The organism is Nonomuraea sp. NPDC050153 (assembly GCF_044460125.1).
Classification (GTDB): domain Bacteria; phylum Actinomycetota; class Actinomycetes; order Streptosporangiales; family Streptosporangiaceae; genus Nonomuraea.
In genome coordinates this window covers 341866-365687 of record NZ_JBITJQ010000003.1, presented here as the reverse complement: position 1 = coordinate 365687, position 23822 = coordinate 341866, and the positions used below count along the sequence as shown (strand labels likewise).

Annotated in this window: 39 protein-coding genes, 1 tRNA gene and 1 pseudogene; 32 read left to right on the top strand and 9 right to left on the bottom strand. The window is 65.2% G+C overall.

Annotation, left to right across the window (positions count from 1 at the left end; genetic code table 11):
- Nucleotides 1–120 precede the first annotated feature (120 nt).
- From ACIBQ1_RS10245 to xerC, 12 genes are all read left to right on the top strand, one after another.
- A complete protein-coding gene (locus ACIBQ1_RS10245) occupies nt 121–279 on the top strand; it encodes a hypothetical protein (RefSeq protein WP_397276174.1) in 159 nt (52 codons plus the stop codon).
- Nucleotides 243–1361, top strand: a complete 1119-nt coding sequence (locus ACIBQ1_RS10240) for a hypothetical protein (RefSeq protein WP_397276173.1) — start codon at nt 243–245, stop codon at nt 1359–1361. The genes ACIBQ1_RS10245 and ACIBQ1_RS10240 overlap by 37 nt, the downstream gene beginning before the upstream one ends.
- Nucleotides 1362–1475: 114 nt before the next feature.
- Entirely contained in the window at nt 1476–1979 is a 504-nt protein-coding gene (locus tag ACIBQ1_RS10235) for a hypothetical protein (RefSeq protein ID WP_397276171.1), read from the top strand.
- A 132-nt stretch (nt 1980–2111) separates the two neighbouring features.
- Entirely contained in the window at nt 2112–2924 is an 813-nt protein-coding gene (locus ACIBQ1_RS10230) for an FtsK/SpoIIIE domain-containing protein (RefSeq protein ID WP_397276169.1), read from the top strand.
- A 43-nt stretch (nt 2925–2967) separates the two neighbouring features.
- A complete protein-coding gene (locus ACIBQ1_RS10225) occupies nt 2968–3177 on the top strand; it encodes a hypothetical protein (RefSeq protein WP_397276167.1) in 210 nt (69 codons plus the stop codon).
- Between the two features lie 117 nt (nt 3178–3294).
- Nucleotides 3295–3597, top strand: a complete 303-nt coding sequence (locus ACIBQ1_RS10220; protein WP_397276165.1) for an ECF-type sigma factor — start codon at nt 3295–3297, stop codon at nt 3595–3597.
- Nucleotides 3594–4082, top strand: a complete 489-nt coding sequence (locus ACIBQ1_RS10215; protein ID WP_397276164.1) for a hypothetical protein — start codon at nt 3594–3596, stop codon at nt 4080–4082. Before ACIBQ1_RS10220 ends, ACIBQ1_RS10215 begins: the two co-directional genes overlap by 4 nt.
- Nucleotides 4066–4746: a hypothetical protein gene (locus ACIBQ1_RS10210; RefSeq protein ID WP_397276162.1), complete on the top strand. Its 681-nt coding sequence runs from the start codon at nt 4066–4068 to the stop codon at nt 4744–4746. The genes ACIBQ1_RS10215 and ACIBQ1_RS10210 overlap by 17 nt, the downstream gene beginning before the upstream one ends.
- On the top strand, nt 4743–5831 hold the full coding sequence (locus ACIBQ1_RS10205; protein WP_397276160.1) for a DNA cytosine methyltransferase: 1089 nt from the start codon (nt 4743–4745) through the stop codon (nt 5829–5831). The genes ACIBQ1_RS10210 and ACIBQ1_RS10205 overlap by 4 nt, the downstream gene beginning before the upstream one ends.
- Nucleotides 5828–7315, top strand: a complete 1488-nt coding sequence (locus tag ACIBQ1_RS10200) for a replication initiator (RefSeq protein ID WP_397276158.1) — start codon at nt 5828–5830, stop codon at nt 7313–7315. Before ACIBQ1_RS10205 ends, ACIBQ1_RS10200 begins: the two co-directional genes overlap by 4 nt.
- A 31-nt stretch (nt 7316–7346) precedes the next feature.
- Entirely contained in the window at nt 7347–7562 is a 216-nt protein-coding gene (locus tag ACIBQ1_RS10195; RefSeq protein ID WP_397276157.1) for a helix-turn-helix domain-containing protein, read from the top strand.
- Entirely contained in the window at nt 7562–8737 is a 1176-nt protein-coding gene (gene xerC / locus ACIBQ1_RS10190) for a tyrosine recombinase XerC (protein ID WP_397276155.1), read from the top strand. Before ACIBQ1_RS10195 ends, xerC begins: the two co-directional genes overlap by 1 nt.
- 81 nt (nt 8738–8818) lie before the next feature.
- On the opposite strand, the gene ACIBQ1_RS10185 is transcribed toward xerC, so the two are convergent.
- A tRNA-Ser gene (locus tag ACIBQ1_RS10185) sits at nt 8819–8905 on the bottom strand.
- Nucleotides 8906–9170: 265 nt separating this feature from the next.
- Here ACIBQ1_RS10185 and ACIBQ1_RS10180 point away from each other — a divergent pair.
- Nucleotides 9171–9422 (top strand): hypothetical protein, encoded by a 252-nt coding sequence (locus ACIBQ1_RS10180; protein WP_397276153.1) that lies wholly within the window; start codon nt 9171–9173, stop codon nt 9420–9422.
- A gap of 10 nt (nt 9423–9432) precedes the next feature.
- On the opposite strand, the gene ACIBQ1_RS10175 is transcribed toward ACIBQ1_RS10180, so the two are convergent.
- The 4 genes from ACIBQ1_RS10175 to ACIBQ1_RS10160 form a co-directional block, all read right to left on the bottom strand.
- Entirely contained in the window at nt 9433–9687 is a 255-nt protein-coding gene (locus tag ACIBQ1_RS10175; RefSeq protein ID WP_397276151.1) for a winged helix-turn-helix domain-containing protein, read from the bottom strand.
- A 203-nt stretch (nt 9688–9890) separates the two neighbouring features.
- A complete protein-coding gene (locus ACIBQ1_RS10170) occupies nt 9891–10433 on the bottom strand; it encodes a hypothetical protein (protein ID WP_397276149.1) in 543 nt (180 codons plus the stop codon).
- Nucleotides 10417–10884, bottom strand: coding sequence for a Panacea domain-containing protein (locus tag ACIBQ1_RS10165; RefSeq protein ID WP_397276147.1), 468 nt, complete (start codon nt 10882–10884; stop codon nt 10417–10419). Before ACIBQ1_RS10165 ends, ACIBQ1_RS10170 begins: the two co-directional genes overlap by 17 nt.
- 222 nt (nt 10885–11106) lie before the next feature.
- Complete coding sequence (locus tag ACIBQ1_RS10160; RefSeq protein ID WP_397276146.1) at nt 11107–11370, bottom strand: GntR family transcriptional regulator; 264 nt, start codon at nt 11368–11370, stop codon at nt 11107–11109.
- Nucleotides 11371–11545: 175 nt separating this feature from the next.
- Between ACIBQ1_RS10160 and ACIBQ1_RS10155 the strand changes: the two genes are divergently transcribed.
- Nucleotides 11546–11818: a hypothetical protein gene (locus ACIBQ1_RS10155; protein WP_397276144.1), complete on the top strand. Its 273-nt coding sequence runs from the start codon at nt 11546–11548 to the stop codon at nt 11816–11818.
- A complete protein-coding gene (locus ACIBQ1_RS10150; RefSeq protein WP_397276143.1) occupies nt 11815–12411 on the top strand; it encodes a hypothetical protein in 597 nt (198 codons plus the stop codon). The genes ACIBQ1_RS10155 and ACIBQ1_RS10150 overlap by 4 nt, the downstream gene beginning before the upstream one ends.
- Nucleotides 12412–12524: 113 nt before the next feature.
- Here ACIBQ1_RS10150 and ACIBQ1_RS10145 read toward each other — a convergent pair whose 3' ends face one another.
- From ACIBQ1_RS10145 to ACIBQ1_RS10130, 4 genes are all read right to left on the bottom strand, one after another.
- Complete coding sequence (locus ACIBQ1_RS10145; protein WP_397276142.1) at nt 12525–13283, bottom strand: hypothetical protein; 759 nt, start codon at nt 13281–13283, stop codon at nt 12525–12527.
- 185 nt (nt 13284–13468) lie between these two features.
- Entirely contained in the window at nt 13469–13873 is a 405-nt protein-coding gene (locus ACIBQ1_RS10140; RefSeq protein WP_397276140.1) for a nuclear transport factor 2 family protein, read from the bottom strand.
- Nucleotides 13873–14673, bottom strand: coding sequence for a hypothetical protein (locus ACIBQ1_RS10135; protein ID WP_397276138.1), 801 nt, complete (start codon nt 14671–14673; stop codon nt 13873–13875). The genes ACIBQ1_RS10140 and ACIBQ1_RS10135 overlap by 1 nt, the downstream gene beginning before the upstream one ends.
- A gap of 18 nt (nt 14674–14691) precedes the next feature.
- The gene (locus ACIBQ1_RS10130) at nt 14692–15162 is read right to left on the bottom strand and encodes a winged helix-turn-helix domain-containing protein (protein WP_397276137.1); all 471 of its coding nucleotides are present in this window, start codon (nt 15160–15162) and stop codon (nt 14692–14694) included.
- A gap of 128 nt (nt 15163–15290) precedes the next feature.
- Between ACIBQ1_RS10130 and ACIBQ1_RS10125 the strand changes: the two genes are divergently transcribed.
- From ACIBQ1_RS10125 to ACIBQ1_RS10045, 17 genes and pseudogenes are all read left to right on the top strand, one after another.
- Entirely contained in the window at nt 15291–15581 is a 291-nt protein-coding gene (locus ACIBQ1_RS10125; RefSeq protein ID WP_397276135.1) for a helix-turn-helix domain-containing protein, read from the top strand.
- 101 nt (nt 15582–15682) lie between these two features.
- Nucleotides 15683–15946, top strand: coding sequence for a hypothetical protein (locus ACIBQ1_RS10120; RefSeq protein WP_397276133.1), 264 nt, complete (start codon nt 15683–15685; stop codon nt 15944–15946).
- The gene (locus ACIBQ1_RS10115) at nt 15943–16269 is read left to right on the top strand and encodes a hypothetical protein (RefSeq protein WP_397276132.1); all 327 of its coding nucleotides are present in this window, start codon (nt 15943–15945) and stop codon (nt 16267–16269) included. Before ACIBQ1_RS10120 ends, ACIBQ1_RS10115 begins: the two co-directional genes overlap by 4 nt.
- The gene (locus ACIBQ1_RS10110) at nt 16266–16427 is read left to right on the top strand and encodes a hypothetical protein (RefSeq protein ID WP_397276130.1); all 162 of its coding nucleotides are present in this window, start codon (nt 16266–16268) and stop codon (nt 16425–16427) included. Before ACIBQ1_RS10115 ends, ACIBQ1_RS10110 begins: the two co-directional genes overlap by 4 nt.
- Nucleotides 16424–16885: an SsgA family sporulation/cell division regulator gene (locus ACIBQ1_RS10105; protein ID WP_397276128.1), complete on the top strand. Its 462-nt coding sequence runs from the start codon at nt 16424–16426 to the stop codon at nt 16883–16885. Before ACIBQ1_RS10110 ends, ACIBQ1_RS10105 begins: the two co-directional genes overlap by 4 nt.
- Complete coding sequence (locus ACIBQ1_RS10100; protein WP_397276126.1) at nt 16882–17337, top strand: DUF3307 domain-containing protein; 456 nt, start codon at nt 16882–16884, stop codon at nt 17335–17337. The genes ACIBQ1_RS10105 and ACIBQ1_RS10100 overlap by 4 nt, the downstream gene beginning before the upstream one ends.
- A 154-nt stretch (nt 17338–17491) precedes the next feature.
- Nucleotides 17492–17677: a hypothetical protein gene (locus ACIBQ1_RS10095; protein ID WP_397276125.1), complete on the top strand. Its 186-nt coding sequence runs from the start codon at nt 17492–17494 to the stop codon at nt 17675–17677.
- Nucleotides 17674–19086, top strand: a complete 1413-nt coding sequence (locus ACIBQ1_RS10090; protein WP_397276123.1) for a DUF2637 domain-containing protein — start codon at nt 17674–17676, stop codon at nt 19084–19086. Before ACIBQ1_RS10095 ends, ACIBQ1_RS10090 begins: the two co-directional genes overlap by 4 nt.
- Nucleotides 19083–19310, top strand: a complete 228-nt coding sequence (locus ACIBQ1_RS10085; protein WP_397276122.1) for a hypothetical protein — start codon at nt 19083–19085, stop codon at nt 19308–19310. Before ACIBQ1_RS10090 ends, ACIBQ1_RS10085 begins: the two co-directional genes overlap by 4 nt.
- Nucleotides 19307–19615 (top strand): hypothetical protein, encoded by a 309-nt coding sequence (locus ACIBQ1_RS10080; RefSeq protein WP_397276120.1) that lies wholly within the window; start codon nt 19307–19309, stop codon nt 19613–19615. The genes ACIBQ1_RS10085 and ACIBQ1_RS10080 overlap by 4 nt, the downstream gene beginning before the upstream one ends.
- 89 nt (nt 19616–19704) lie before the next feature.
- Nucleotides 19705–21792, top strand: coding sequence for a hypothetical protein (locus ACIBQ1_RS10075; RefSeq protein WP_397276119.1), 2088 nt, complete (start codon nt 19705–19707; stop codon nt 21790–21792).
- Between the two features lie 235 nt (nt 21793–22027).
- A pseudogene (locus ACIBQ1_RS10070) lies at nt 22028–22330 on the top strand (HU family DNA-binding protein); the annotation flags it as partial.
- A 108-nt stretch (nt 22331–22438) separates the two neighbouring features.
- Nucleotides 22439–22594 (top strand): hypothetical protein, encoded by a 156-nt coding sequence (locus ACIBQ1_RS10065; RefSeq protein ID WP_397276117.1) that lies wholly within the window; start codon nt 22439–22441, stop codon nt 22592–22594.
- Nucleotides 22595–22611: 17 nt separating this feature from the next.
- Nucleotides 22612–22899 (top strand): hypothetical protein, encoded by a 288-nt coding sequence (locus ACIBQ1_RS10060; RefSeq protein ID WP_397276115.1) that lies wholly within the window; start codon nt 22612–22614, stop codon nt 22897–22899.
- Entirely contained in the window at nt 22896–23210 is a 315-nt protein-coding gene (locus ACIBQ1_RS10055) for a hypothetical protein (protein ID WP_397276114.1), read from the top strand. Before ACIBQ1_RS10060 ends, ACIBQ1_RS10055 begins: the two co-directional genes overlap by 4 nt.
- A gap of 90 nt (nt 23211–23300) precedes the next feature.
- Entirely contained in the window at nt 23301–23450 is a 150-nt protein-coding gene (locus ACIBQ1_RS10050) for a hypothetical protein (RefSeq protein ID WP_397276113.1), read from the top strand.
- 93 nt (nt 23451–23543) lie between these two features.
- Entirely contained in the window at nt 23544–23771 is a 228-nt protein-coding gene (locus tag ACIBQ1_RS10045) for a hypothetical protein (protein WP_397276112.1), read from the top strand.
- Nucleotides 23772–23822: the final 51 nt, after the last annotated feature.

Genomic DNA, 23822 nt, shown 5'->3' with positions numbered 1-23822 from the left:
CAATGGCCTGACGGCGCGAACGACACCCCCACGCAGCAGGTCTACACCTGCTGCTGCGGAGCGACCAGCTCCAGCCCGATCAACCACAACCACAAGTAATCCGAGTACAGGAGGGTCCTCATGAAGAGGATTGAGACCACGGACTTCACGTGCGACGGCTGCAAGCAGACCGGAAAGATCGCCACGAGCATCCTCAAGGCCGACAGGCCCGTCAAGGTTAAGCACTCACTTAACGCTGGTGGATGCGGATATCCGACCATTGTCGGCAAGAAGAAGTAGCTCAATTTCAGCCCACCACTGATGTATGGGCTGCGCGCGGGGCCGCCAATCTCCCCAGATCCGGCCCCGCCGCACTCACCACAAACCGACATCCCTCAAGGGAAGGAAGTCGACCCATGGCCAAGAATAACGGCCGTTCCTCCTCCCGGCGAGCCTCCGGCCGTCGCGGCACCGTCACGGTGATCGAGGATCACGTCTCCCGGTCCTACACTCGTAACGCCAAAATCGCCTTCTGGGTGGTCTCCATCGTGGCTGGCCTGCTTGCCGCCACCGTCCTGACGGACCACTGGCACCCGATCCTCGCTCTCATCCTGGGCGCCGTCTGCGGCGTCCTGGTCGCTCTGCCGATCGCCGTCGTGATCGCCATCTGGCCCGTGCTGCGGGTCATCGTCTGGTGGCTGCCGGAAATCCTCACCGCCGCCGGCCTCGTCTACGGGTTCGTGGTCCTGGCCCAGCACACCAGTCTGGCCATGCGCCTAGTGGTCATCGCCAACCTCGTCGTCCCGTTCGCGTTCCCGAAGGTCCGCCGCAACGTCATGAAAGTCGTCTGGTGCGTCATCTCCCGGCACCGCCTGCGGACTTGCTTCGCCGAATTCATCATCGGCAACAACCGCGCCTCACTGCCGTTCGTCTTGTGGGCACGCCCCACGCTGATCGGTGAATCGGTCTGGCTGTGGCTTCGCCCCGGCCTGGCCATGTCGCACCTGGAAAGCCGACTCGAACAGATCGCTGCCGCGTGTTGGGCCGACAAGGTCACCGCCGAGCGCGCCTCGCAGTCCAACTCCGCTCTCGTGCGGATCAACATCAGCCGCCGCGACGCCCTCACCGGACGCGTCGTCTCCCCCCTCACCGACGAGATCAACGGGGCGGACGACATCCTGAACCAGCCGACACTCGTCCTCGACACGGCAATCGGTGGGCTGGACCTGGACGACGTCACCGAAGCGTCCGTCAACGACACGAGCAAGAACACGACCAAGAACGGCCGGACCGACAACGGCAACAAGCCTGCTCCCTCCCGGGCGGCTGCCACGGTCCCGGCCGCACGCGGCGCGGAAGACATCAGCGACTACATCGACTGACGTAGCCGCTTTCCGCCGTACTCATCACACCCGACTGGCGGGGCGGCCGAGCACTTCCCTGGCCTGGCCGTCCCCCGGCATCGCCATGCCTCTGATCCCTTGAAGGAACTCGCGATGGATCCCAACATCCCTGAGATCAACAACGAAATCGGCTCGCTGTACGAGGGCGCTCGCAACGACGCGTTCCATGGCCGTGCCAACGAAGCACAGGCGAAATACCAGTCCATCGAAGATCTCATGTCGTGTCTGCCCGCACAGTTCGCGGACTACGTCCTCGTCGTCAAAATGTCGGTCACTGCAGCTCAGGTCATTGACGGGCTACGCGCCCTGGCCGACTTCCTCGACAGGTACCCGAACGTGCCCGTCAACTCCAAGATCGATGTCCACTACAGCGTCATCGGCAACAACGTGATCGGTGACAGTGAAGAGGCCAAACGCGCGGAAGTCGACCGCGTGGCCGCCGTCCTCGGCGTCACCCCCGAAATCAAGGTAGACGGCGGTCACTACACCGCCGTGCGCGCCTTCGGGCCGGTCGAATACAGCGTCACCGCCATCACCGACGAGTGGATGGCCAAGGTCCACGCCTCGGACACCTACTACGGCGTGGTTACTCCGTAACTAACCGTTCTGATGATCCGTGCGGGCTCTGTCTATGGGCATCCCGTACGGCCTCTCCATTCTCACAGGAAGAGACACACGATCATGACTATTACCATCGCGCCTAACAGTGCGGGGGTGCCGATAGGGCCGATGCTGTCGATGTATGACCCGATCTTCATCGGGATCGACGAGATGCGCCGACCGGTCTACCTGCCGCTCAGCGGCCGTAACCTCCTCGCTGCCGGTGAACCGGGCGGCGGAAAGTCCGGCCTCATCCAGTGCATCGGCTGCCACGCCGCCCTGGCCGACCGCACCCGGCTCGTCCTCCTGGACGGCAAACAGGTCGAACTCGGCATGCTCGCCCAGGCCGCCGACAAGTTCGTCGGCCCCGACATCGACGAAGCCAACCTCACCCTGCGCCGTCTCCAGCGCGTCATGGACAACCGCTACTCCTGGTTGACAGCCCGCCGTCGCCGCAAGATCGAACAGTACGACGACGTCAACGTCATCGTCGTCATCATCGACGAGATCGCCTATTTCTCGGCCACCGTGGGCGACGAGCGCCAGCAACGCGAATTCATCGCCCTCCTGCGCGACCTGGTCGCTCGCGGCCGAGCCGCCGGCATCATCGTCGTGGCCGCCACCCAGAGGCCCAGCGTCGACATCATTCCCAAGTCGATGCGCGACCTGTTCGGCTACCGGGCCGCGTTCCGCTGCACCTCCACCGGGTCCAGCGACATCATCCTCGGCGACGGCTGGTCCGGTTCCGGCTACAGCGCCACCGAGATCCTGCCGACCAGCCAGGGCGTGTGCTACCTCATCGCCGAAGGCGGCACCCCCCGAAAGATCAAGGTCGCCTACCTCACCGACAGCGACATCGCTCACATCGCTGACTACGCCGTCGCTATCCGCCGTACCGGCCGCAACGGCTCACCCATACCCACACACCAACTCGCCGCCTGACCTCGTGGCGAGCTGGTCACAACCTCTGGAAGGAACACCCCTGGTGATCCACAAACAGTATCGCCGCAACGGCACCCCGGACCTCCGGCGGTGGATCTTCGAATGTGACCGCTGCCACTGCCGCCACACCATCCGCACCATCGCGGGCTGGCTCATCCCCGACCACCCCAAGACGGGTGTCCGCACCTACTGCGGCCCCTGCGTCGAGTACATCGCCAGGCAGCTCATCACCCAGATGACGCGCAACGCCTGAACAAAGCACAGGGGCCGGACTCGCCTCCTACAGCTTCCCGGCCCCTGCATCCCACGACTCCACCCATCAAGCGAAGGACGTGGATTCATGCAGCCTACCTGCACCGTGCAGTCCGCCATGCCCGAAACCGACTGCACCGACAAGGCAACGTTGACACCCGAACCTGCCCGGCGGGTCGTCGAGAACGACCAGTACGCGGCCTTTCTCCGACGCGCCATCCGCGCCTATGGCCGCCGCATCGCCTCCGGTGACGTCGAAGCACTCGCCGACGCCATCGCCCTCATTGACGAACTCGACGACGCCATCGCCCAGGCCGTCACTGGCCTACGCGCGCAGGGCTACTCCTGGACTGAGATCGCCCGTCCCTTAACCATCACCCGCCAGGCCGCGCAACAGCGCTGGGGCGGTGAGACCGCATGAGCGCCAGCGGAACCGTCTACCTCCTGCACTTCGACCGGCCCTACAAGCACGCCCGCCATTACATCGGCTGGACCCCCGGAGACCTCAACCGCCGACTCCACCAGCACCGCAACGGCACCGGCGCACGCCTGATGCAAGTCATCACCGCCGCAGGAATCGACTTCGTTGTCGCCCGCATCTGGGACGGCGGACGCAACCTCGAACGATCACTCAAAAACCGGGGCGGAGCATCACGCTCCTGCCCCCTGTGCGGCGTCACACCCCGCGTCACCGGCTGGAACCAGCCAGCAGACGATCACACCACCACAGCGGACATAGCGCCGTTCTCGATCGACATCGTGTCCGCCGTTTGCGCCTGCAACCGCATCAGCAGCATCGCCGCCTGCCTGCTTGCCAGCGCCTCATTTACCTGCGGCGACTGCCACCAACCCCTCATCCCCTACCTTCACGACGTTCAGGAAGACCACCATGCAGTCACCATCTAACCGAGCCGCACGCCTCGAATCCGCCGCCCAGATCATCATCCTGCTCGTCATCGGCGGCATGGCCGGACTCGCCTCCTTCACCCACGTCCACGACTGGACCATGCAACACGTTCCCCCCGGCACCGGCGACTGGTTCGGCTGGGCCAACGCCATCATCTCCGAACTCACCCCCACCGCCGCCGGCCTGGAAATCCGCCGACGCAAGCGCGCCGGAACCTCCGTCGTCTACCCGATGGTCGTCCTCATCGCCGCCGCCGCGCTGTCCATCGCCGCACAACTCGCGGTCGCCGATCGCAGCCCAACCGGCTGGCTCCTGAGCGCCGTCCCGGCCCTGGCCTTCCTCGCCCTGACCAAACTCGCCCTGTCCGGCACACCCGCCGGCAAACCAACCCGCGATCACATCACCGCAGCTGACGAGCCCGTCAATCAAACGATCACCACCGTCACGGCCGAAGTCCCCCGCATCGAGGCTCCCGCGATCGAACCTGTGCCGTCCATCCCTGACGAACTCCTCCAGGGCGCTCGCATGGCCGTCTTCGCTCACCGGCAACGCAGCGAAGATCCCGTCACCCCGGCCGTCCTCGCCGAACACCTCGGCGTAGACACCGACACGGCCACCGCCCTGCTCCACCACCTCGACGGCACCCACGGGGGCCGCCCATGACCCCCAGCTCGTCGGCCTCTTCGACGCTGGCTCTCGTCCCCGGGAAGAACGGGCACCAACCCACCGCCTTCCCGGGCACGGGGGCGAACACCGAACCCCTACGCGCTGCTCCGGGGAGACCGTCCATCCTCGACCTGTTCGCCGGCCCCGGCGGCTGGACCCACGCACTCAACCTGCTCGGCCTGGCCGACCTCGGCATAGAGATCAACCCCGATGCCTGCGCCACCCGCACCGCTGCCGGCCACGCCACCCTGTGCGTCGACGTCGCCGCTCTCGACCCGGTTCGCTTCACCGGCACCACCGGACTGATCGGCTCCTCGCCCTGCCAAACCTTCTCCGCAGCGGGCAAACTCGCCGGCCTGCTCGACCTTCCTATCTGTCGACAAGCCCTCGACGACCTCGCCGCCGGAACAGACACCCGTGCCGAACTGCGCGAACACTGTCACGACCCCCGCTCACTGCTCATCGTCGAACCACTGCGCTACGCCCTCGCGCTATCCCCGCAATGGATCGCCATCGAGAACGTTCCAGCGACCCTCCCGCTGCTGATCCAGATCGCGGCCATCCTCCGATCACGGGGATACCAGGCATGGACCGGACTGATCAACGCCGCCGATCACGGTCTGCCCCAAATCCGACGTCGCGCCCTGCTGCTCGCCCACACCCATCGCCGGCCCCGACCGCCGCACCCCACACACGCTTCCGACGCCTGCGGACCTGACCTGTTCGGACCAGGACTGAGCGTTTGGCGATCCATGGCGACCGCGCTCGGCCTCCCACCCGGGCTGCACGTCCGCACCCGTGGCAACCGCTCAGCCGGCGCTGGAGGCAACGTGTTCTCAGCCGATCGTCCCGCCTGGGCACTTACGGAGAAGACCCGTTCCTGGAAACTCGGCAACCTTGACGACCCGGACGGCTGGCGGCACCTCACCTCGGCGGAAGCCGCTACCTTGCAGGGCTTTCCGCCGGACTATGCCTTCGCCGGCTCACGCACAGCGGTATTCCGACAGATCGCCGACGCCGTGCCACCACCTCTGGCCGTCGTCGTCCTCAGTTCCCTGCTCGGCCTGGGGGACGCCCGATGACCCTTTGCGGAACCGCACACGATAGTGCCGTCAGACGCGGCGGAGACGGCTACCACACCTGGCTCGATCACATCTGGCCCGCCGCCGGCTGCGCCGCCCCCATCCGTCTTCACGGCCAGGTCCACACCGTCGAGGCGCACACCGGCGTCATCCTGACCACGCTGCCCACCTCGGCCCTACCGGACGGCGTCATCTACAAAGCCTGCGGAAACCGCCGCACCACCGTCTGCCCCTCCTGCGCCGAAACCTACCGCCGTGACGCCTACCACCTCGTCCGCTCCGGCCTGACCGGCGGCAAAGGCGTCCCCGAGTCCGTCTCGACCCACCCGGCCGTCTTCGCCACCTTCACCGCCCCCACCTTCGGACCCGTCCACACCCGGCATGTCCGCACCCACACCTGCACCGACAAGACCCGGTGCACCTGCCGGCCAGAACCCTGCCACGCCCGCCGCATCATCGACACCTGCCCCCACGGCATCCGGCAAGCCTGCTTCGCCCGCCACGAGGCCACCGACCAGCGCATCGGCCAACCTCTGTGCCTGGACTGCTACGACCACGACCACCACGTCATCTGGAACAACCAAGCCGGAGAACTCTGGCGCCGCACCAAACAGACCATGGAACGCCACCTCAACCGCATCGCCCGCCGCCGCGGCTTGCCTCGCATCCGCATCGCCCACGGCAAAGCAGCCGAATACCAACGACGCGGAGCCGTTCACTTCCACGCCCTGCTACGCCTCGACGGCCTGGACCCCGACGACCCCACCGCCGTCATCACCCCACCGTCCGAACTCACTGTCGACGACTTGCAAGACGCGGTCCAGCACGCCGCCACCGTCACCCGGTACACCACCGAAGGACACGACGAACGGCCCGGTGGTTGGTCCATCGCCTGGGGCGACCAGCTCGACGTGCGCCCCCTCAGCCTGCGCGGAGACAATCCCGTCACCGACGTCATGGTCGCCGCCTACCTCGCCAAGTACGCCACCAAAGGCACCGAGACCACCGGACACGCTTCCCGCCGCCTCGACCACACCTCGATCGAGCAATACGCCAACCGCACCGGCACCCACACCGAACGCCTCATCGCCGCCTGCTGGGACCTCGGCCACCCCAAGCATGCCGGATACGACGGTCTACGCCGCTGGGCACACATGCTCGGCTTCGGCGGGCACTTCTTCACCAAAGCCCGCCGCTACTCCACCACCTTCGCCGCTCTACGCGCCGCACGTGTCCGCTACCGGCGTGCCCAAGACGTCGGCAACGACTACGCCCCCGACGCCTTTGACCGTCAAGAAGAGCTTGACGACGAAACCACGCTCATTATCGGCGACTTGACCTACGCCGGATCCGGGTGGAAAACCACCGGAGACGCCCTTCTAGCCAACACGGCAGCGGCACAAGCCCGCGAATACACCCGAGCAGGACGCGAAGAACTCGCCTACGAACAGGCATGCAGTTCGTCTACACCGCTCGCCGCCTGACCAACCTTCAGACTGTGAACGGAGCACCAGCATGCCAACCCACAGCAAGACCGTCGTGTACCCGGGCCAAGCCATGTACGACGTCGATGAGACCGGGGTCGTTCTCCGCCTGTCTCGTCGCTACCTCTACCAAGAGATCCGCGCCGGACGCCTCCGCACCGTCAAAGCTGGACGCGCACGACGCGTCCCCGCCGACGCCATCGCGGACTACGTCAAGCTCCTGGAGCAGGAAGCACAGGCCGCCTGATGCCCAAACAACGCGCACACGGCGACGGCGGACTGTACTGGAGCGAAACCCGCCAACGATGGATCGCCGAAATCACCATCGGCTACACCCCGGCCGGCCGACGCATAACCCGCAAAGCCGCAGGACGCACCAAGACCGAAGCCAAGGCCAAACTCAAGGAAGTTCTCCGAGACCTGGAAGACGGCACACTTACCGAGTCCGGCAGCTACACCATCAAGCAGGCCGTTGAGGACTGGCTCGAGTACGGCCTCACCGGCCGTGATCCTCAGACCATAGAGACAAACACGATCTTGTGCCGAGTCCACATCGTTCCTGATCTTGGTGCACGCAAGCTCAAGGATCTCAAGGCCACAGAGGTCGAGAAGTGGCTCAGGATCAAGGCTCAAACGCTCAGCACGCGAACCCTGCAAGCCCTCTACTCCGCGCTGAACCGCATCGTCAAACGCGCCATGGCTCGTGAGAAGGTGAAGCGCAACGTCGTCGAGCTCTGCACCATCCCCAAGGGTCAAGGCGGTCGACCCTCTCGATCACTGACCTTTCAGCAAGCCCTTGCCATCCTCAGCGCATCCAAACACCACCGCATGCATCCCTACATCGTGATCTCCCTCCTCACCGGAGCACGCACCGAGGAACTACGTGACCTTCGTTGGGACCACGTCGACCTGAAAGGCAAGCCAGCATCCTTCGGCAAACCGGCGATCCCCCCGCACATTGCCGTATGGCGGTCGGTCAGAGCAGGAGGTGATACCAAAACCAAGAAATCACGACGCACCCTCGCCCTGCCCGCGCGGGCTGTGGAAGCACTCAAGCAGCAAAAACGCCAACAAGCCAACGAACGTAAGGCGGCCAGCCAGCGCTGGAACGAACACGGGCTCGTCTTCACCAGTCGCATCGGTACAGCTCTGGACGCTCACAACGTACGGCGCGACTTCCGCAACGCCATCAGAGGCATCAAGGGCATCTACGCCGATGCGTGGACACCACGTGAGCTACGACACAGCTTCGTATCACTGCTCTCCGATGATGGCGGCCTATCGATAGACGAGATCGCAAAACTGTGCGGACACGCCAGCACATCAGTGACTGAGACCGTCTATCGACACCAGATCCGGCCCGTCATCCAAACCGGCGCCCTGGCCATGGATCGCATCTTCAACGACAGCACGGACGCCTAGCGGTCCAGCAGCATGTCACTCAGTTTGTCACTCAGAAGATCAAAAGGCCGCTCCCGATTACTCGGAAGCGGCCTTTGACCTTGGTGGAGATGAGGGGATTCGAACCCCTGACCCCTTCGATGCGAACGAAGTCCTGCCCGATCATCCACCTGTGAGGTTACATCGTTCGGGCAGGTCAGCGCTGGTTTTTAGGGCAACTGAAGTCCACCCAGGGCAACCGATGACAACGTGATCCACTCCCACTTCACTCCCACTCCGCCCGAACGCCCCTCCCGCCGTACGGACGGGTATCCGTGACGGCTGATTAACCGTCAAGGTAAACAGTCGATTAACTCTTCCGAACGCGCGAGCGGTGACGCATTATGTGACGACCCCGTCACGGGGGAACACGACGGGACAACGGCAACAGAAGCAGCCAGGGGGGCCGCTTTCCATGACAATGACGTCACCATGCCCGGAACCGTACGACAGCACCACTGCGCACAAACTCGCCATCCTGGAACACACCTACCCGCGCTGGCGCATCACCCAGCGGGTCGGCGGCATGTGGAGCGCAACCCGGGTCGTGCCGCCCACGCGGGCCCAGGCCGCCGCGGGAGTGCACCGCTACATCATCCAGCCCGACCTCGACGCGCTCGCCGCGGTCTTGTGCCAGCAGCTCTTCATCGCGCACACGATCAAGTAAGGAGTGGCGGTCAGCCACGCGGCCACTCCTCAGCAGGCGCCACGAACGTGCCCAACGACGGGACCGGTCGCACGTACCCTTGAGCCTCCAAGTCGTCGATCGCATGTCTCGCAGTGTTGAGGCCGACCTCGAACTCTTGGGTGATCTGCTTCAGGCTTGGGATCTTCGTGCGGGGAGCGTAGGTGCCACTGACGATTCGCTGCCGCAACGTCTCCATGAGCTGCAGCCACAGGGGCCGCTCCGGGGCCGGATCCCAGTTGATCATGGAGAAACGCTAGTGATCCTGGGTGGTCCCCAGTCATCCGGGAACCGCCCAGACGCACCCGGGCATGCCTAGGCATGCCCATGACAAATGTGATAAACGGTAACGACACGGCGGCGTGGGAAACATCCCCAGGGGGCGGAAACCCTCGCAAGGCTGTCGGGCCCACGCCGCCGCCCCACCCGTGGACAGAAGAGCTCGCGAGCTCAATCCTTATCGCGACCGGGACAGATCTTGTGCTGAGGATCCCACCAGATCGGGTAGAACACCCGCGGACTCTCGTCCGAGATCACACCCCACAGCCGCTCGGGACCACTCAGCCGGAACCGGAACACCGCGTCGAACTCGTCTAGCTCCAGTTCACGGAGGCGCGTCTGTGCCGCAGACACCAGGTGCTCCACAGGGATGAGCTTGTGCTTGGCACCGCGTCGACGATTGTTGCCGGTCATCTGGCTGCGGATCTCTTTCCAGCTCAGCCGTTCCATTTCCGCGAGGAAATCAATGATGCGGATCAGCGTGTCCCGGTCGACGCCGGCCCACGCCCATGCCCCGTTGTGCTCTGTATCGAGCAGCGACAACCGCCACAGGGGATGATGAAGATCGGCCTCCAGCCCCGCCGCAGCGACACCTAGCAGCCGTTTTGGGATGCTCTTGCCCGCCCCGGGCGCGATGGAGCCAGGGAGTACAGGAACACCCTTGGACTCGTAGGCGGTAGCCGGGACGGGTTTCTGCTTAGCCCTCTTCGCCATTGGCGCGGGCCGCGAGCATGGCGTCGAAGAACTCGAAGATCTCCGAGTCCAGCAGCGGCTCGTCACTGCGCTGCATGGGTGCTACGCCTGCACGAAGGCGTGCACATACCCAGGGCTTTTCCTGGTGTGTCATCTGCGAGAGCTGGTTGGCGCCGAACTGCCCGTAGGACGCCAGGACGAGATCGATCGACTCTTGCTCGCCTTCGTCCAGCGCGCTCAGGTCGCCTGTGATGTCGCCCGGGTTGAGCTGGAAGCGGCCTCGGTGCTTGCCGTAGAGATCTTTGGAGACCGGCCCGTTTGCCCACGCCTCGAAGCGCTCGGGGAACAGACGCCGCTCCTCCCAGGCGAGGTGGTACCCGTAGGCGTAGTAACAAAGCTTCTGCAGCTTCATCGCCGTCATCGAGCCGAGCTTGCTGAGGATGTATGCGGCTACGTCTTGGACGTGCGCCATGCCGACTCCCCTCATGTGCTCACCGTAGCTCTTACCCTGTTCAGCGCTCGGAATTGCATCGCGATTCCCATATCAGTGTGTATGTGGACAGACCTCACCAAAAGACCTAGATCGAAAATGTTTTCGACTCGTTGCCTGTTGGCGCGATCAAGCCAGCGTCTCACCGCACGTGCGCCCCTGCAGCCCCTTCTGGCAGCTTCGCACCACACGTAAGGCTCGCGGTCAGCTCGCTGACGGGCTGTCCTCGCCCTGCAACTTCTCGGCCGCACCGGGCAACACATAGCTCCCGGTTCCGGGTTCCGTCTCCACCAGGCCGGCCTCGCGCAATGCCTTATGAACCTTCTGGGCCACGGTGTTGCTCATCCCGAACTCGCCCATGAGTTCGTGCACGGTTGGCACCCGGTCGCCGGGCTGCAGTTCGCCCGTGCGGATCCGCTCGCAGATGACACTGAAGGCGTGCCGCCACTTTGATCGACTCGGATGCACACGATCACCATGGCGGGATGTACCTGGGCAAACATAGGTACACCTAGACGTCCTGTAATACATGTGGGGATGGTTTAAGACACCTTGACGTGGCAGACTGTGGCCAGAAATTGAACGGGCCCCCCAGCGCGGGAACGCTGGCGGGCCCATTGATCGCACGTCGGAGGTGCGACCCTTGGAACAGCCTACGGATGGCGACCAGCCTGCCCAACCCCGCGAACTACTGCATTACGACACGTGGGCGGATGAAGAGGGCTACCACGCCCGCCTCTACCAGGAGCTACCTCAGGCCGCCCTCGACTACGGCTGCGTGCAAGAGCTCTGGGCCACCACCGAGACCGCGCTGATCCAGGAAGCCGCACGCAACAGGGTCAAGGTGTGGACGTGGGAATCCGGTCCCGGCGACGACCTCAGCGAGGTGCCGTTCCGAACGGGAGACCTGCCGTGAAGGTCGTCCCTTACGTGACCGCCTACGACGGGGAAGACATCCGCTACCAGCTCACCCTGGCTCCATCTCCTGAGGCCACGGACGGGATACGCCTGTCCTACGCCGATGTCACTGAGCACGATCGACTGTTCGGAGCACTGTGGCATCGGCACGGCCTGACCAGGGCCGGGCGACCCGAGTGGAAGCTGGTCAACACCGGTCGGCAACGCCGTTGCATGCTCCGTCTGTTGTGTCAGGTGTGCGGGCAGCCTGCGAGGGATAGCGCTGGCTTGATCTGGTGGGTGATGAACGAGTCGCCAGGCGCAAACGGGCTAGGCGAGCCGTTCACTCACACTCCGCCGACCTGCCGGGCATGCATCCCGATCGCTCGGAACCTCTGCCCACGGCTGCGAGAGTTCTCTCAGGTCTACACCGCCACGGCGGCCGAACCGTACGGAGTGGTCGCGGACATCTTCAAGCCTGCCGGCCGCAACCTCGTCAGGGCGGGGACTACGCGCGAGCTGCCGTTGGACGCGTTCCATGACCTGGAGTACGCGCTCGCGAAGCAACTGATCGTCACGTTGGAAGATCTGCGGCCTGAGCAGGTCTCGTAGACGGCCCGCCTCTTGAGGAGTCAGGCACACATGCCGCCATTCCCCGCCTTCAAGGCCACAGAGGCGTGTATCCATTTAGCACGAGAACAGCCACGCCCCACAACGACTACCGATCATGAGTCAGGTTCGCTTTGCCGCCTGTTGTTGTCCTGCTCCGGCGCCTTTGCCAGACGTCCCTTGCGCAAAAGCAAGGCGGCAGCAGCTTCGCCCAACGGGTAGGTGTGCGGCCTCTGCCCGGGTATCTCCTTGCCTTTCAGGATCGCGCGGATTCGCTGCGGCTGTAGTGGACCCTTGGCTAGATATCGGGCGAGCTGAGCAGCCGTAGCAGTCGCGGTCTCCTCAGCAGGCCCGACAGACGTCTCGGGGGAGGAGTCCGCCGTCTCATCAGCGGCGATCGGAGCGGCATCGACGAGGTCTTGGCGGGTCGCCACGAGCCACGCTTCGATGCGCCTATCGATCTGGGTGTTGATCTCGTTCGCGACCCGAGCCGTCACGGCCTGGTTGAGGCGCTCCTCGAAGAGGGCATGGAAGCGCTCATCGAAGCGCCGGTCGAAGCGTTCTTGGAACCCGGTGCCATCTCCCCAAGTGTTGGCGTAGACGGTGAATAGCGTGTCGAAGAAGTTCTCCACCCAGGCGTCGAAGCCTGGAAGCCCGCTGTCCTGCCACGTCTTGATCCGATCATTAAACGCCGCTTCGAAGCGGGCATCGAACAGCGGGCCGAACCTGTCCTGGAACTTGCTGCCCGCCGCAACGTCGCGCGCCTGCAGTCGCTGGTCAAGTTCAGTGCCGAACCGTTCGTCGATCCACCGGTCGAACCGGGCTTGAAACCACTTCTCGAAGCGTTCTTCAGTCCACCACGTCCAGAGTCCCATGCCACGCCCTCGCCACGAGCAGGAGATATGGATCAGTCAACTGGACGATATGTAGGAATCCTGCATGCCGGATAGACAATGATCTGGGGACTCTTGGGTTTCTCTAGAGAGACAGAACCCGATCGTTGACTAGCGAGGTCCGAACTCACTTCTTTGGTTGGGGAACGCAGCAGCCAGGCACATCCTCAACAGGGAGAGCCGTCAACCAGGTCGCCGATTTTCTCTGATGACCAGTACTCGCGCAAAGCGGCGATCTGTCGTCCCTCGAAGTCGAGGACGGCGATCTCGCGCATCCGCTTGCGGACCCGCTGGGCCACGTCGTCGAACTCGGCTTCCCATTCGGCGATTGCGGTACTCCCGTCCAGGTAGAGGTTGAGCAGCTCGCATTTGATATTCGCCTGTGACGCGACGACCTTGCTTTCCCAGTACTCCCGGATTGCCTCGCGGTTAGGGATCGGTGCCTCCAAGACCCGCTCGTGGTACGTGGCATCTTCGGTGAAGATCGTGATGATGAGGTCTGGGTCCTGCCCCTCCCATGCCCGGATATAAACATCAAGGACTTCGCGGACGTCCTGCTTGGTCAGTTCCATTAGGGCTCCTCTTCGATGTCAGCCAGCGTGAGTGGCGCGTCGTACTGCGTGTGATCTTCAAGAAGCGCGCCGAGGCTACCTGGATCACGCAGCCTTATCTGGGACAGATCCGCCTCGGCGATTGAATCTTCACCGAGGCGGACCCATTTCCAGGGGCCCGTGGAGACCTCGATGTCGCTGCCGAAGCCGGAGTAGTAGCCAGCCATGACGGTCTCACCAGGAAGGACGGCCAGCTGGAACATCCCGAAGTACCGGGTGTCGTTGCTGTTCTTCCAATGACCGACAAGGTGACGGTTGACCAACTGGGCTTCGAGCTCGTTACGGAAGGGAGATGCACGGCCCTCGCTGCGCGGCGTCGGCGGATGGTTGGAGATCTTCATCAGGCGATCAGATTCCAGCGAGATCTTGGCGATGTCAACGTGCGCCTTTCGCGTCGGCCCAGGACCGAATCGGAAGCTGGTGACCCAGAAACCGCAGAGCGCCTCGGCCTCGAAGCTGGGAGGTATCGAGCTCAGGACGCCCCCGATGTATCGATCCCCGCCGTCCGACAGTTCGGCCGGGGTGACGGTGCCAACAGCGACGATCACGTCTCCTGGCGGAACCGAGTCGGTTTCCCAGGCGTCAACAGCTTCGCCGCTGACTGGCCATCCGACGAGCGGCGTCAACATGGTCGCAAATTCCGCGGCCGACACATCGAGCGCTCGTCGGGCGGCGATCAGCCGGCGGCGTGCCAGCGTGGCGAAGTCCGGCGGATGTCCGGACCGCGTTCGTAGGTTGACGACCCTTCCCATTTCGGTCACCGGCTCCTCGTGGGGTGGCTATGCGCCTGGGTTGCGGCGTCTCGGCTTCATGTCGTTCTTGCCGTGTGGGTACGGCTGGCCCAGTCGGTCGTACAAGTGGCGGAGGTCTGCTTGGAGCTTGCCCACCTCGGATCGAAGTTCTTCGATCTTCGTGATCACCTCGGATGGCTGAAGGTCGGCCAGCCGTCCGACTTCCTGGCGGAGCTCGGCAACCTCGATCGCCACGACCTCTAGCGTTGCGCGCTCTGTATGAACTCCTTGAGGCGTTGCACGCACATAGACGGCCTTGCCAGGTTGACCAAAGACAAGGCCCTCCTGACGCAGGAGATCCACCGCGTTGCGGACGACATTGTTCGAAGCATCGTGAATCTCCATGAGTCTTCGCGTGGATGGCAAGGGGTCGCCCACCGCCAGTTCGCCCGAGTCAATCTGCGCTCGCAGCGTGGCAGCGATCCGCTGATAGATGGGCTGGCCAACTACTTCGGTCACGTGGGGGCTCCTCGTTGACAAGGTCCAACAATGTGCACCCAGTTCAGCACAGGTCCTAGGTATCAATCCACTCACCTTCCCAGCGGGCTCCTTGACCAACTGTACGCGTATGGACCATCCTTACGCGTATGGAAGAGATAAAGCCGAGCCAGACGATGACGGCGATGCAGGCAGTCTCGTGTCTCTGTCGATCGAGGCCGTTCATGACCGTCGAAGCAGCCGCGCTGATCCTCGACATGAGCGTGGACTATCTGCACGTCGGCATCCGTGAAGGACGGATTCCCGCGCATCGCTTCGGCCGTTCCTACCGGCTCCGCCGGGACTTCATCTACGGCTTCGTCACTACGCCGTCTGGCGCAAGGTTCGAGGACTACGCCGCCACCTGGCTCGCCAAGTACGGCGCGGAGGCTACGGCCTGATGCGCGCATTCCCCCTGGACATGCAAAGGGCGGCCCCTCACTGCCAAGATCCGGGCCGCCCGCATGTCCCACCCGCCAGTCAAACGGAAGGACTGCCGCCAATGATGACACACACGGCGCTCGGCAACACCGCCCTCTCCCCGGACATCGCGGCCCGTACGGCTCAAGACTGGTACGAGCAGGCCGCGTCCATGGCGGCTACTGCGGTCGAGGTCTCCGACATGGCCGCCTCCCTCGCGAAGGCCGCTGACATGCTCCTCAACGTTGCCGGGGCCCCCCTCCCGGTGCGCGAGCCCTCGGCGCCCACTTCGAACGTGTACAGCCTCGCCGCTGCCCGTGCTCGCCGTCAGGCGGTGTCCCGGTGAAGACCCGCACCGAGACCAACGCCGAGTGGCCTGAGGGCGTCATCGCCCGCTACCTCACAGTCGGTGGCGCCACCGTCGATGTGGCCGAGCGCTCCGGCTACTACGACCGCGACGACCCAACCGAGACTGTCGCCACCTGCTTGGGGTGCGGCGGGAAGCATCTCTTTGACTGGAATCGCTGGCTCTACAGCTCCTCCGAGAATCGCCAGGTTCAGGAGTTCGACGAGGGCGGCCAGTTCTCCACCCCCAAGGCGTGCGAGTGGGCTCAGACGCACGCCGAGAAGTGCCGGGCCATGCCTCAGCCGGAAGGCGGCCCGCGATGACGACCCGCACCTCTGACGAGATCCAGGCCGCGACCGACGAGGTCTACAACCTCATGAGCCACCAGCCCAAGCGGCGCGGCTGGATACCCGCCCCACCGACGTTTGCGATCGACATCCTCGCCTGCACCAACCCCTCCTGCGCGAAGGCGGCGCGATGAACATGACCCTGCGCCGCCCCCTGATCCTGTGGGCCGTGACCCGGGACGGTGACCAGCCGCACGCCGCGAGCATCATCTTCCGGCGTGACGACCCGTTCGCGGTCGAGATCGTGCTCCCGCTCCACGATGTCGATGCGGTCACCAACGACCAGTTGCGCGTCGACCCGGACTCCCGCGACGACGCGATCTCCGTCGTCATCACCTTCAGCCGCGCCCTGCTCATCGACGGCCTGGAAGCCCCGGCCGGCGAAGGGCAGGTGCGGGTCGAGCCGCACATCGTGGACTCCGACTACATCACGATCAGGCTGCCGCTCACGGCCGACGGCGTCGCGTTCTGCACCGAGCGCGCCCCGCTGGAGGCGTTCGTGGACGCCACATACCGAATGGTGCCGCTCGGCGGCGAGAAGCGGCTGGCCGCTAAAGAGCTGGACCGCTGGCTGGCGGAGGTAGCGGTATGACCTCCATCAACTACGCCGCCGTCATCACGTTCCCCGCAGTGTTCGCCACCCTGTACGCCGCCCACCACGTGGGGGACCACTGGGTTCAAACCCACCGGCAGGCGTGCGTGAAAGGCGAGCCGACCAAGGCAGGCCAGCGAGCGTGCCTGTGGCACGTGTTCACGCTGGCCCTGACCAAACTGGCCGCCCTCTTCATGCTCGTCTTCGTCACGGGTCTGCCGCTCACCTGGTGGACGCTCTTCGCCGGCCTGCTGCTCGACGCCGCCACCCACTACTGGGCTGACCGGCGGTACACCCTGAAGGCGCTCGCTGAACGTCTCGGCAAGGGCGACTACTACACGCTCGGGCTGCCCGAGGCCGCGCCGTGCGGGACCGGAGCGTACGCGCTCGACCAGTCGTGGCATGTGGGCTGGCTGTTCTTCACCTCCCTGATCATCGCGGCAGGTGCCTGATGAACCGGCCCGGCTGCCGTACGGAGCGCGGTCCTGCGGCAGCCGGGCCTCCCAATCCCCCCGTCCGCGGCTGGGCGTGGCACACATCCACTACCCAGGTTGTCCCCGCGGACGGGGGCTCACAACGACAACCCCCTGTTGAACGGACCTCGACATGAAGCCCCCGAACGACCAGCCGCCCGAGGACGGCCTCGCTGAGGACCTCGCCCGGCTGAACGACTGGCAGGACGCCCTCGCAGCCATGGGGCAGCCCTCCCCGTGCGACGAGGTCGTGGAGGGGCCCACAGAAGACGCACGCGCTGAGCCGAACGAGAGCGACGACACCGGGAGCACGAAGTGAACACCGACCAGATCACCGACTACCTGCCGCCCCCATGGGTGCTGTGGATCGTCGGTGGCGTCATCGCCATAGCCGCGGTCTTCCTCCTCGTGCGGGGTGTCAAAGCGCTCGCCCGACTGGCTGTTGCGAGCGCCACCGACGAGCGCAAGGGCGCCGCCAAGAAGGTCGCCACCAGCGCCGCCCTCTACGTGCTGCTGTACTTCTTCTGGGCGGTCGCCGCCGGCATCTCGATGCGCGGCCTCATCGGCTTCGCTCAGGACACCATGAAGCTGGACGGGCCGTGGCCGTACCTGCTGTTCTTCGCCCTGGACGGGGCTGCGGCGTTCTGTATGGTGCTCGTCACCAAACGGGCCGCCCGCGCCGCGTCCACGCTGGTGCCGCGCCTGGCCGTGTGGGGTCTGGTCGCTCTCTCGGCCTGGTTCAACGCCTCCCACGCCCCCGACACGACTGTCGCCGTGGTGGCGTGGGCGTGCATCCCGGTCATCGCGGGTGTCTTGTTCGAGCTCGCCCAGGCCGAGACCCGTAACCAGGCCGCCAATCCCGAGCGGCGACTGTCGGCAATCCAGTGGCTGCACCCAGTTGAGCGGATTCGCGTCCTCCTCGAGTTGGCCGCGGACACGACCGTCACCGCCGACGAAGCCACCATGCGGGTGCGTGACGTGACGGCCGCGGCGTGGCTGTACCGGCTGCGCACCGCCTGGCCTGTCTTCCGCGCTGTGATCCGGTGGCGGGCCCGGGTCGCCCTGTCCCGTGCTGACTTCTCTGACCCTGCGCGAGCCGAGGAGATCCTGCGCGGTACACAGGTGTCCGCTCAGGTCGACAAGTTCGCCACCCTCAACTTCGACTCACCGCTGTCAGCCCGGCTCGCGATAGCCAGCCTGATCGGTGAAGAGCCCGACCTTCCCGTTGCCCCTGCACCTGCCTTTGACGTGCAGGTGAAGAGCATCACCGGGCACGTGATCGGCGCCAACTCAGGCGAGATGAGGGGCGGCAGCCGTCTTGACCTGTTCCATGCACTCCCGCCTGCCCCCGGCTTCGCGCCTGCGGCGGTCACGAGAGGCATCAACGGGAGCGGGCCTTCGCCCCGCCCTCTCGTGATGCCTGGCCAGACCGCCGTTCACGCCTCGCTGCCCGATGAAGGGCAGGACGAAGGGCAAGGCGAAAGGCAGCAGAAGCCGCGCAAAAGGCCAGCTCGGCGCACGTTCGACCGAATCAACCCGGAAGCCGAACAGTGGTGGGTTCAGCGTGCCCTTCAAGGCCCCGAGCCGACCTGGCAGGACCTGACCAAGGAGTACCCGCGCCGCAGCCGCAACTGGGCCGAAGCCCGCATCGCCAAAGGCAGAGAGCGACTGGCCGAAATTCGTGCCTCTCGCGGCGACAATTCCACCCCCTCTGGAGACCCGTCATGACCCGCAACATCGGACGCGCTGTCGCTTGGATCGTCGTGGGCGTCATCGTCGACCTTCTCGAAGCAGCCGCCTACCTCATCGCCATCGGCCTGCTCACGGCCGTGCTCGGAACGGTGCTGCCCCTCGCTGCCGCGTTCGTCATCGCGCTCCTGAGCGTCAGCGTCTCCTTCGGCTACCGCATGGCCCGACGCGTCGAAAGAGCCCGTAGAGGTGGCCAGTCATGAGCCCGATCGTCGCGGCCACTGTCGTGTTCCTCGCCGTCTTCGCTTTGGTGCAGGCGTCGATCGTTGACCCGCCCGAGTCGCCCCGAACCCCGCGCCGCATGCAGTGGTGGCACCCCTTCATGTGGATCGCCGCGGTCAGCATCGTCTTCCCGCTCTACACCTGCTGGAGCGCCCTCCGATTCGCTCTCTACCTCGTCTCGTTCGCCACCGCTTGGGCGTCCGTCGGGCTGGCCACGGCCACCGCGATGGACGGTCGCGCTATCCGCGTCTACCGGGTCTCCACCTGGCAGGAGGTCTCGCTTTGACCGAGAACGCCCGCTCCGACCACCTGCGTCTCGTCAAGCATGGCGACGACGCCCCCGACCTGCCCCTGACCGACGAGAACGACGAGCACATGGAGCTGGCCCTGCAAGACGAAGCCGGCGAAGTCGAGGGAGTCGTCTACGAGGGCGAGATCGTCTCCGACGTGCCCGAACGCTCCAGCAGGCTGCCGTCCGTGGTCGTCGAGAAGGTCACGGTACTCCGGCCTTCACCTAAGACGCAGAAGCGCGCCCGGGCGGCCGGACGACACGGAGCGCTCGTCCTCGCGGGCTGGCACTCCTGGTTGGTCCGCATGTACGACGGGCTCACCAACGGGACCATCCGCGAGCAGATCCGCATCTCGAAGGCGACAGGCGACCGGGAAGCGCTGGCGTTCTGGCTCGACAAGCGGCGAGAGGCCAAGAACGACCGCTACGAGCGGCTCATGAAGCTGCCCCTGCTCGCGCTGAAGATGGCGATCCTGTCTGGCGGCTGCCTCCTGGCCGTACCGGTGCTGCTGGTCATCGTCTCGACGGTCGTGTGGATGACGGGCGCCGGCGAGTGGACGGACCCGTGGGGGTGGCTCGGCGGTGTGCTCCGCTGGATGTTCGGGGCGTTGGCGTTCGCCTGGTCGGTGTTCGTGGCCGCGCTGCCCTTCCTGCTCATCTGGGCGGGCCACCGCGCAGGCCGTCGCAACACCGAATTGCCTACCTGGCTCGTCGACCCGGACAAGCCTGGCGAGGCCCGGAACGTGCTCCCCGACGAGAGCGCCATCCTGCACGCCCTGCGTCACATGAGCATTTCGCAACTCAACAAGGCGCTCAAGGCGGGGTGGAGACCGCGGTTCGTATTGGGCACTGCCCGCGACGGCGAGGGCTACCGCACCCAACTCGAACTCCCGGCCGGTGTGACAGTCGAGATGATCGTGCAAAAGAAGAAGGTCCTCGCCCACAACCTCGTGCGCTATCCCGTCGAGGTGTGGCCAACTGAGCCCAAGCCTGGCGTGCTGGACCTGTGGGTGGCTGACCAGGGGGCGCTGACCGGTCCGGTACCGGCTTGGCCGCTGCTCACCAAGGGCACCGCCGACTACTTCGAGGGCGTGCCGGTGGCGGTCGACATCCGCGGCAACGTCGTGATCGCCCTGTTGTTCGAGACCAACTACGCCTACGCCGGGGTGATGGGCAGCGGCAAGTCCTCCATGATCATCACCACTCTCCTGGGGGCAATGCTTGACCCGATCGTGGAGATCGACGTCCACGTCATGGCCAACAACTCGGACTACGACCCCATGGAGCCACGGCTGCGCACGCTCGCCACAGGTCAGGGCCTTGACGTCGTCGAGGCGTGCTTCGACAACCTGCGCGGGATTTACAACGGCCTCGAGGAGCGCGGTGAGGCGTTGAAGGACCACAAGGCGCGCAAGGTAACTCGGGAACTCGCCCTCAAGGAAGAGTGCCTACGCCCCCGCGTCGCCGTCATCGACGAGTGCCAGGCGCTGTTCATGCACGACAAGATGGGCGAAGAAGCCATCGACATCACCAAGAAGACCATCATGGCGGCCCGCAAGTACGGCGTGACGCTCAAGTTCGCCACGCCGGAACCGTCAGACGCCTCCCTGCCGCGCGCCGTCATGGCCGTCGTCTTGAACAAGGCGTGCTTCGCGATCGGCGACCAGCGTTCCAACGACGCCATCTTGGGCACCGGCAGCTACAAGATGGGCATCTCGGCCGTTGGGCTGAAGCCGAAGACGAAGGGCGATCTCGGCGACATCGGCACCTGTATGGCCCGCGGCTTCCAGTCGGAGCCGGGCCTGCTGCGAAGCTTCTTCGTCCCCTTTGATCAGGAGAAGGGCGTCGACATGGTGACGCCTGTGGTCGAGCGTGCCCTCGGACTGCGAGAGAAGGCCGGCATCGCCGCAGCGTCCGCCTCCTCCATGCAGGTTCGGGACCTGCTGGAGGACATGGTGGAGGTTGTCCGCCAGCGCACCCGACTGTCGGACGCGGCCAGCCTGCTGCGCGACCTGGCACCCGCCTGGATGCCCTACCAGGGCCTCACAGGCGCCCGGCTGCGCGACATCTTGGTGAACAAGCACGGAGTCAGGGTGACGAATACCGGCAACGTGCCGCGGGTGGAGCCGGAGGATCTGCGGGAGGCGCTGGCTACTCAACGACTGGGTGAGTGAGGCCCGCCCTGTCCTCGAAACGTGCTCCGGATGCGTCGAGCGACCCTCTTGCTAACTGCCCTCACCCCACCTAATCCGCCTAACTTTCGCCAGGTCAGAGACGCAATGAGCGTCAACAGCGGAAGATCATCGATCACTAACCGAAGTTAGGTGCCTCGCCCCGCGAAGCGGTGGCTGCGGAGACCTCTTTCCCGATCTTCGGGAGGGGTGTCCGGAGCATCCCGCTCCCACATCACGAAGGAAACAGATCATGAACAAGAGTCAGTTGGTTGCCGTCGTCGCTTCCAAGACCGGCCAGCCGAAGACGGTCGCCGCCGAGATGGTCGACGCCATCACCAACACCATCCAGGACACGCTCGCCTCCGGCGGCGAGGTGTCGCTGCAGGGGTTCGGCACGTTCAAGCGCACCTTCAAGCCGGCCCGGGACGGCCGCCATCCGCAGACCGGTCAGCCGATCCGCATCGCCGAGTCGTGGAGCGTCCGGTTCGCTCCGTCCGCGGGCCTGAAGTCTGCGGCGAAGGCATCCGTCGCGGCCTGACGCGGCTGTTGCGGGTACACGCCCGGCCCCTCCCCTTCCCCGGGGTTGGGCGTGGCCCGGAGCGTCCGCTTCGTCAAGATTCCGTTACTTCCGATCGGAGAAACAGACATGAGACTCCCCTTCACCAAGCGCCCGAAGGTGGGCTGCCCCAAGTGCGTCGGCGGCAAGGTCGTCGTGACCAACTTCGCGACGACCAAGGGCAAGGTGCTCGAGTCCCGCAACTGCCCGTGGTGCACCGGCAAGGGCACCCTCAGACACCGCTAACCCCGGGAGGAGACGACATGCGCTTCCTGACAAAGCTGGCCGGCGGCGTGTTCGCGCTCGGCGGCCTGGCGTTGTGCGTGTGGCTCTCGCTGTCGAGCGTGCCGACCGCTTTCGTCGCGATGGCCTGCTGCGCGGCGCTCGCCGTCGGCGCCATCTTCCTGATCGCACGCCGTGCTGGGCGAGAGACCGTGTGGCGCACCCCCAGCACGGTCGCGACCCCCGTGGCAGAGCACGACCCCATCGCGCCTGCAGAGGCCGTGATCGCTACGACGACCCCAACCTCATCAACGCAGGAGCAGCAGTGAAAGGTCAAGGCAAGAACCTGCTGGCGACGATCGGCTACCTGACCGTGGCGGTCGCTGCCGGGATCGGGCTCGCCATGAGCGGAGGCGTAGACGCCGATGCTGCGCGCGGGCACCTTTTCAAGGTCACCGAAACCAAGGACCAGCCCCGGAAGGCGAAGAAGCCCCGTCTCGTCGGGGTGGTGTCCGGCCACACCTCCAACGGCCTGCTGATCACGCCTTTCAGCGACGCCCCGTTGACACCGGTCAAGGCCAGCGCGGCGCAGCGAGAGAAGTGCCCGCTGGATGCCCGCTACCCGAACTGCCTCCGTTGATGCGGAGCGGCTGTTGGGGGTGCTCGCCACGACTTGGGAGGCGTGGCGGGTGCCCGGAGCAGCCAGCTCCCACACACCGAGGAGATCCCGATGGGCGACAAGCAGAACAACAACGACGAGCAGCCCCAGGGCACGGTCGTCAAGTGCGGTTCATGCAACGGCACGGGCCGAGACCACCTCGTCCCCCTCATCAAGAAGTGCGAGGTGTGCAACGGCGTCGGCAGCGTGCTCCTCAAGTAGCTGAGCGTTGCGGGTGCTCGCCCAGCCGCTTCCCCTGGGCTGGGCGGGTGCCCGGAGCGGTCAGCTCCACCACACCGAGAAGGGAGACCTGTCATGGGCTGGTTCAGCAACAAGAAGACAAGCAGCCCCGACCCGCCGCCGATGCGGCGCGACCATGTGCACAAACTGCTCAAGCTCGGCATGGAGTGGTACGGGGGCGACCCCGACGGCGACGACTTCGAGGCGAACCGGGACCGGTACTACCAGGCACTGAAGGGGTGCACCCGGGCAGAGGTCGACTACGTGGAGGACGCTCTTGAACGGCACGGCTACCCGCCATGACGCCGGTCCGCCGAGAAGGCGCGTGTACGGATCAGCGTCCGCGAAGCAACA

What these genes read in the sequence shown, in the direction of transcription:
- ACIBQ1_RS10245 (WP_397276174.1), top strand. Translation starts at nt 121, where the DNA reads ATGAAGAGGATTGAGACCACGGACTTCACGTGCGACGGCTGCAAGCAG.
- ACIBQ1_RS10195 (WP_397276157.1), top strand. Translation starts at nt 7,347, where the DNA reads ATGCCAACCCACAGCAAGACCGTCGTGTACCCGGGCCAAGCCATGTAC.
- ACIBQ1_RS10165 (WP_397276147.1), bottom strand. Translation starts at nt 10,884, where the DNA reads ATGGCGCACGTCCAAGACGTAGCCGCATACATCCTCAGCAAGCTCGGC.
- ACIBQ1_RS10075 (WP_397276119.1), top strand. Translation starts at nt 19,705, where the DNA reads ATGGAGCTGGCCCTGCAAGACGAAGCCGGCGAAGTCGAGGGAGTCGTC.
- ACIBQ1_RS10175 (WP_397276151.1), bottom strand. Translation starts at nt 9,687, where the DNA reads ATGATCAACTGGGATCCGGCCCCGGAGCGGCCCCTGTGGCTGCAGCTC.
- ACIBQ1_RS10065 (WP_397276117.1), top strand. Translation starts at nt 22,439, where the DNA reads ATGAGACTCCCCTTCACCAAGCGCCCGAAGGTGGGCTGCCCCAAGTGC.
- ACIBQ1_RS10125 (WP_397276135.1), top strand. Translation starts at nt 15,291, where the DNA reads ATGGAAGAGATAAAGCCGAGCCAGACGATGACGGCGATGCAGGCAGTC.
- ACIBQ1_RS10215 (WP_397276164.1), top strand. Translation starts at nt 3,594, where the DNA reads ATGAGCGCCAGCGGAACCGTCTACCTCCTGCACTTCGACCGGCCCTAC.
- xerC (WP_397276155.1), top strand. Translation starts at nt 7,562, where the DNA reads ATGCCCAAACAACGCGCACACGGCGACGGCGGACTGTACTGGAGCGAA.
- ACIBQ1_RS10105 (WP_397276128.1), top strand. Translation starts at nt 16,424, where the DNA reads ATGAACATGACCCTGCGCCGCCCCCTGATCCTGTGGGCCGTGACCCGG.
- ACIBQ1_RS10140 (WP_397276140.1), bottom strand. Translation starts at nt 13,873, where the DNA reads ATGGAACTGACCAAGCAGGACGTCCGCGAAGTCCTTGATGTTTATATC.
- ACIBQ1_RS10145 (WP_397276142.1), bottom strand. Translation starts at nt 13,283, where the DNA reads ATGGGACTCTGGACGTGGTGGACTGAAGAACGCTTCGAGAAGTGGTTT.
- ACIBQ1_RS10180 (WP_397276153.1), top strand. Translation starts at nt 9,171, where the DNA reads ATGACAATGACGTCACCATGCCCGGAACCGTACGACAGCACCACTGCG.
- ACIBQ1_RS10085 (WP_397276122.1), top strand. Translation starts at nt 19,083, where the DNA reads ATGACCCGCAACATCGGACGCGCTGTCGCTTGGATCGTCGTGGGCGTC.
- ACIBQ1_RS10240 (WP_397276173.1), top strand. Translation starts at nt 243, where the DNA reads ATGCGGATATCCGACCATTGTCGGCAAGAAGAAGTAGCTCAATTTCAG.
- ACIBQ1_RS10170 (WP_397276149.1), bottom strand. Translation starts at nt 10,433, where the DNA reads ATGGCGAAGAGGGCTAAGCAGAAACCCGTCCCGGCTACCGCCTACGAG.
- ACIBQ1_RS10230 (WP_397276169.1), top strand. Translation starts at nt 2,112, where the DNA reads ATGCTGTCGATGTATGACCCGATCTTCATCGGGATCGACGAGATGCGC.
- ACIBQ1_RS10110 (WP_397276130.1), top strand. Translation starts at nt 16,266, where the DNA reads ATGACGACCCGCACCTCTGACGAGATCCAGGCCGCGACCGACGAGGTC.
- ACIBQ1_RS10100 (WP_397276126.1), top strand. Translation starts at nt 16,882, where the DNA reads ATGACCTCCATCAACTACGCCGCCGTCATCACGTTCCCCGCAGTGTTC.
- ACIBQ1_RS10060 (WP_397276115.1), top strand. Translation starts at nt 22,612, where the DNA reads ATGCGCTTCCTGACAAAGCTGGCCGGCGGCGTGTTCGCGCTCGGCGGC.
- ACIBQ1_RS10120 (WP_397276133.1), top strand. Translation starts at nt 15,683, where the DNA reads ATGATGACACACACGGCGCTCGGCAACACCGCCCTCTCCCCGGACATC.
- ACIBQ1_RS10080 (WP_397276120.1), top strand. Translation starts at nt 19,307, where the DNA reads ATGAGCCCGATCGTCGCGGCCACTGTCGTGTTCCTCGCCGTCTTCGCT.
- ACIBQ1_RS10095 (WP_397276125.1), top strand. Translation starts at nt 17,492, where the DNA reads ATGAAGCCCCCGAACGACCAGCCGCCCGAGGACGGCCTCGCTGAGGAC.
- ACIBQ1_RS10050 (WP_397276113.1), top strand. Translation starts at nt 23,301, where the DNA reads ATGGGCGACAAGCAGAACAACAACGACGAGCAGCCCCAGGGCACGGTC.
- ACIBQ1_RS10210 (WP_397276162.1), top strand. Translation starts at nt 4,066, where the DNA reads ATGCAGTCACCATCTAACCGAGCCGCACGCCTCGAATCCGCCGCCCAG.
- ACIBQ1_RS10045 (WP_397276112.1), top strand. Translation starts at nt 23,544, where the DNA reads ATGGGCTGGTTCAGCAACAAGAAGACAAGCAGCCCCGACCCGCCGCCG.
- ACIBQ1_RS10220 (WP_397276165.1), top strand. Translation starts at nt 3,295, where the DNA reads ATGCCCGAAACCGACTGCACCGACAAGGCAACGTTGACACCCGAACCT.
- ACIBQ1_RS10205 (WP_397276160.1), top strand. Translation starts at nt 4,743, where the DNA reads ATGACCCCCAGCTCGTCGGCCTCTTCGACGCTGGCTCTCGTCCCCGGG.
- ACIBQ1_RS10235 (WP_397276171.1), top strand. Translation starts at nt 1,476, where the DNA reads ATGGATCCCAACATCCCTGAGATCAACAACGAAATCGGCTCGCTGTAC.
- ACIBQ1_RS10200 (WP_397276158.1), top strand. Translation starts at nt 5,828, where the DNA reads ATGACCCTTTGCGGAACCGCACACGATAGTGCCGTCAGACGCGGCGGA.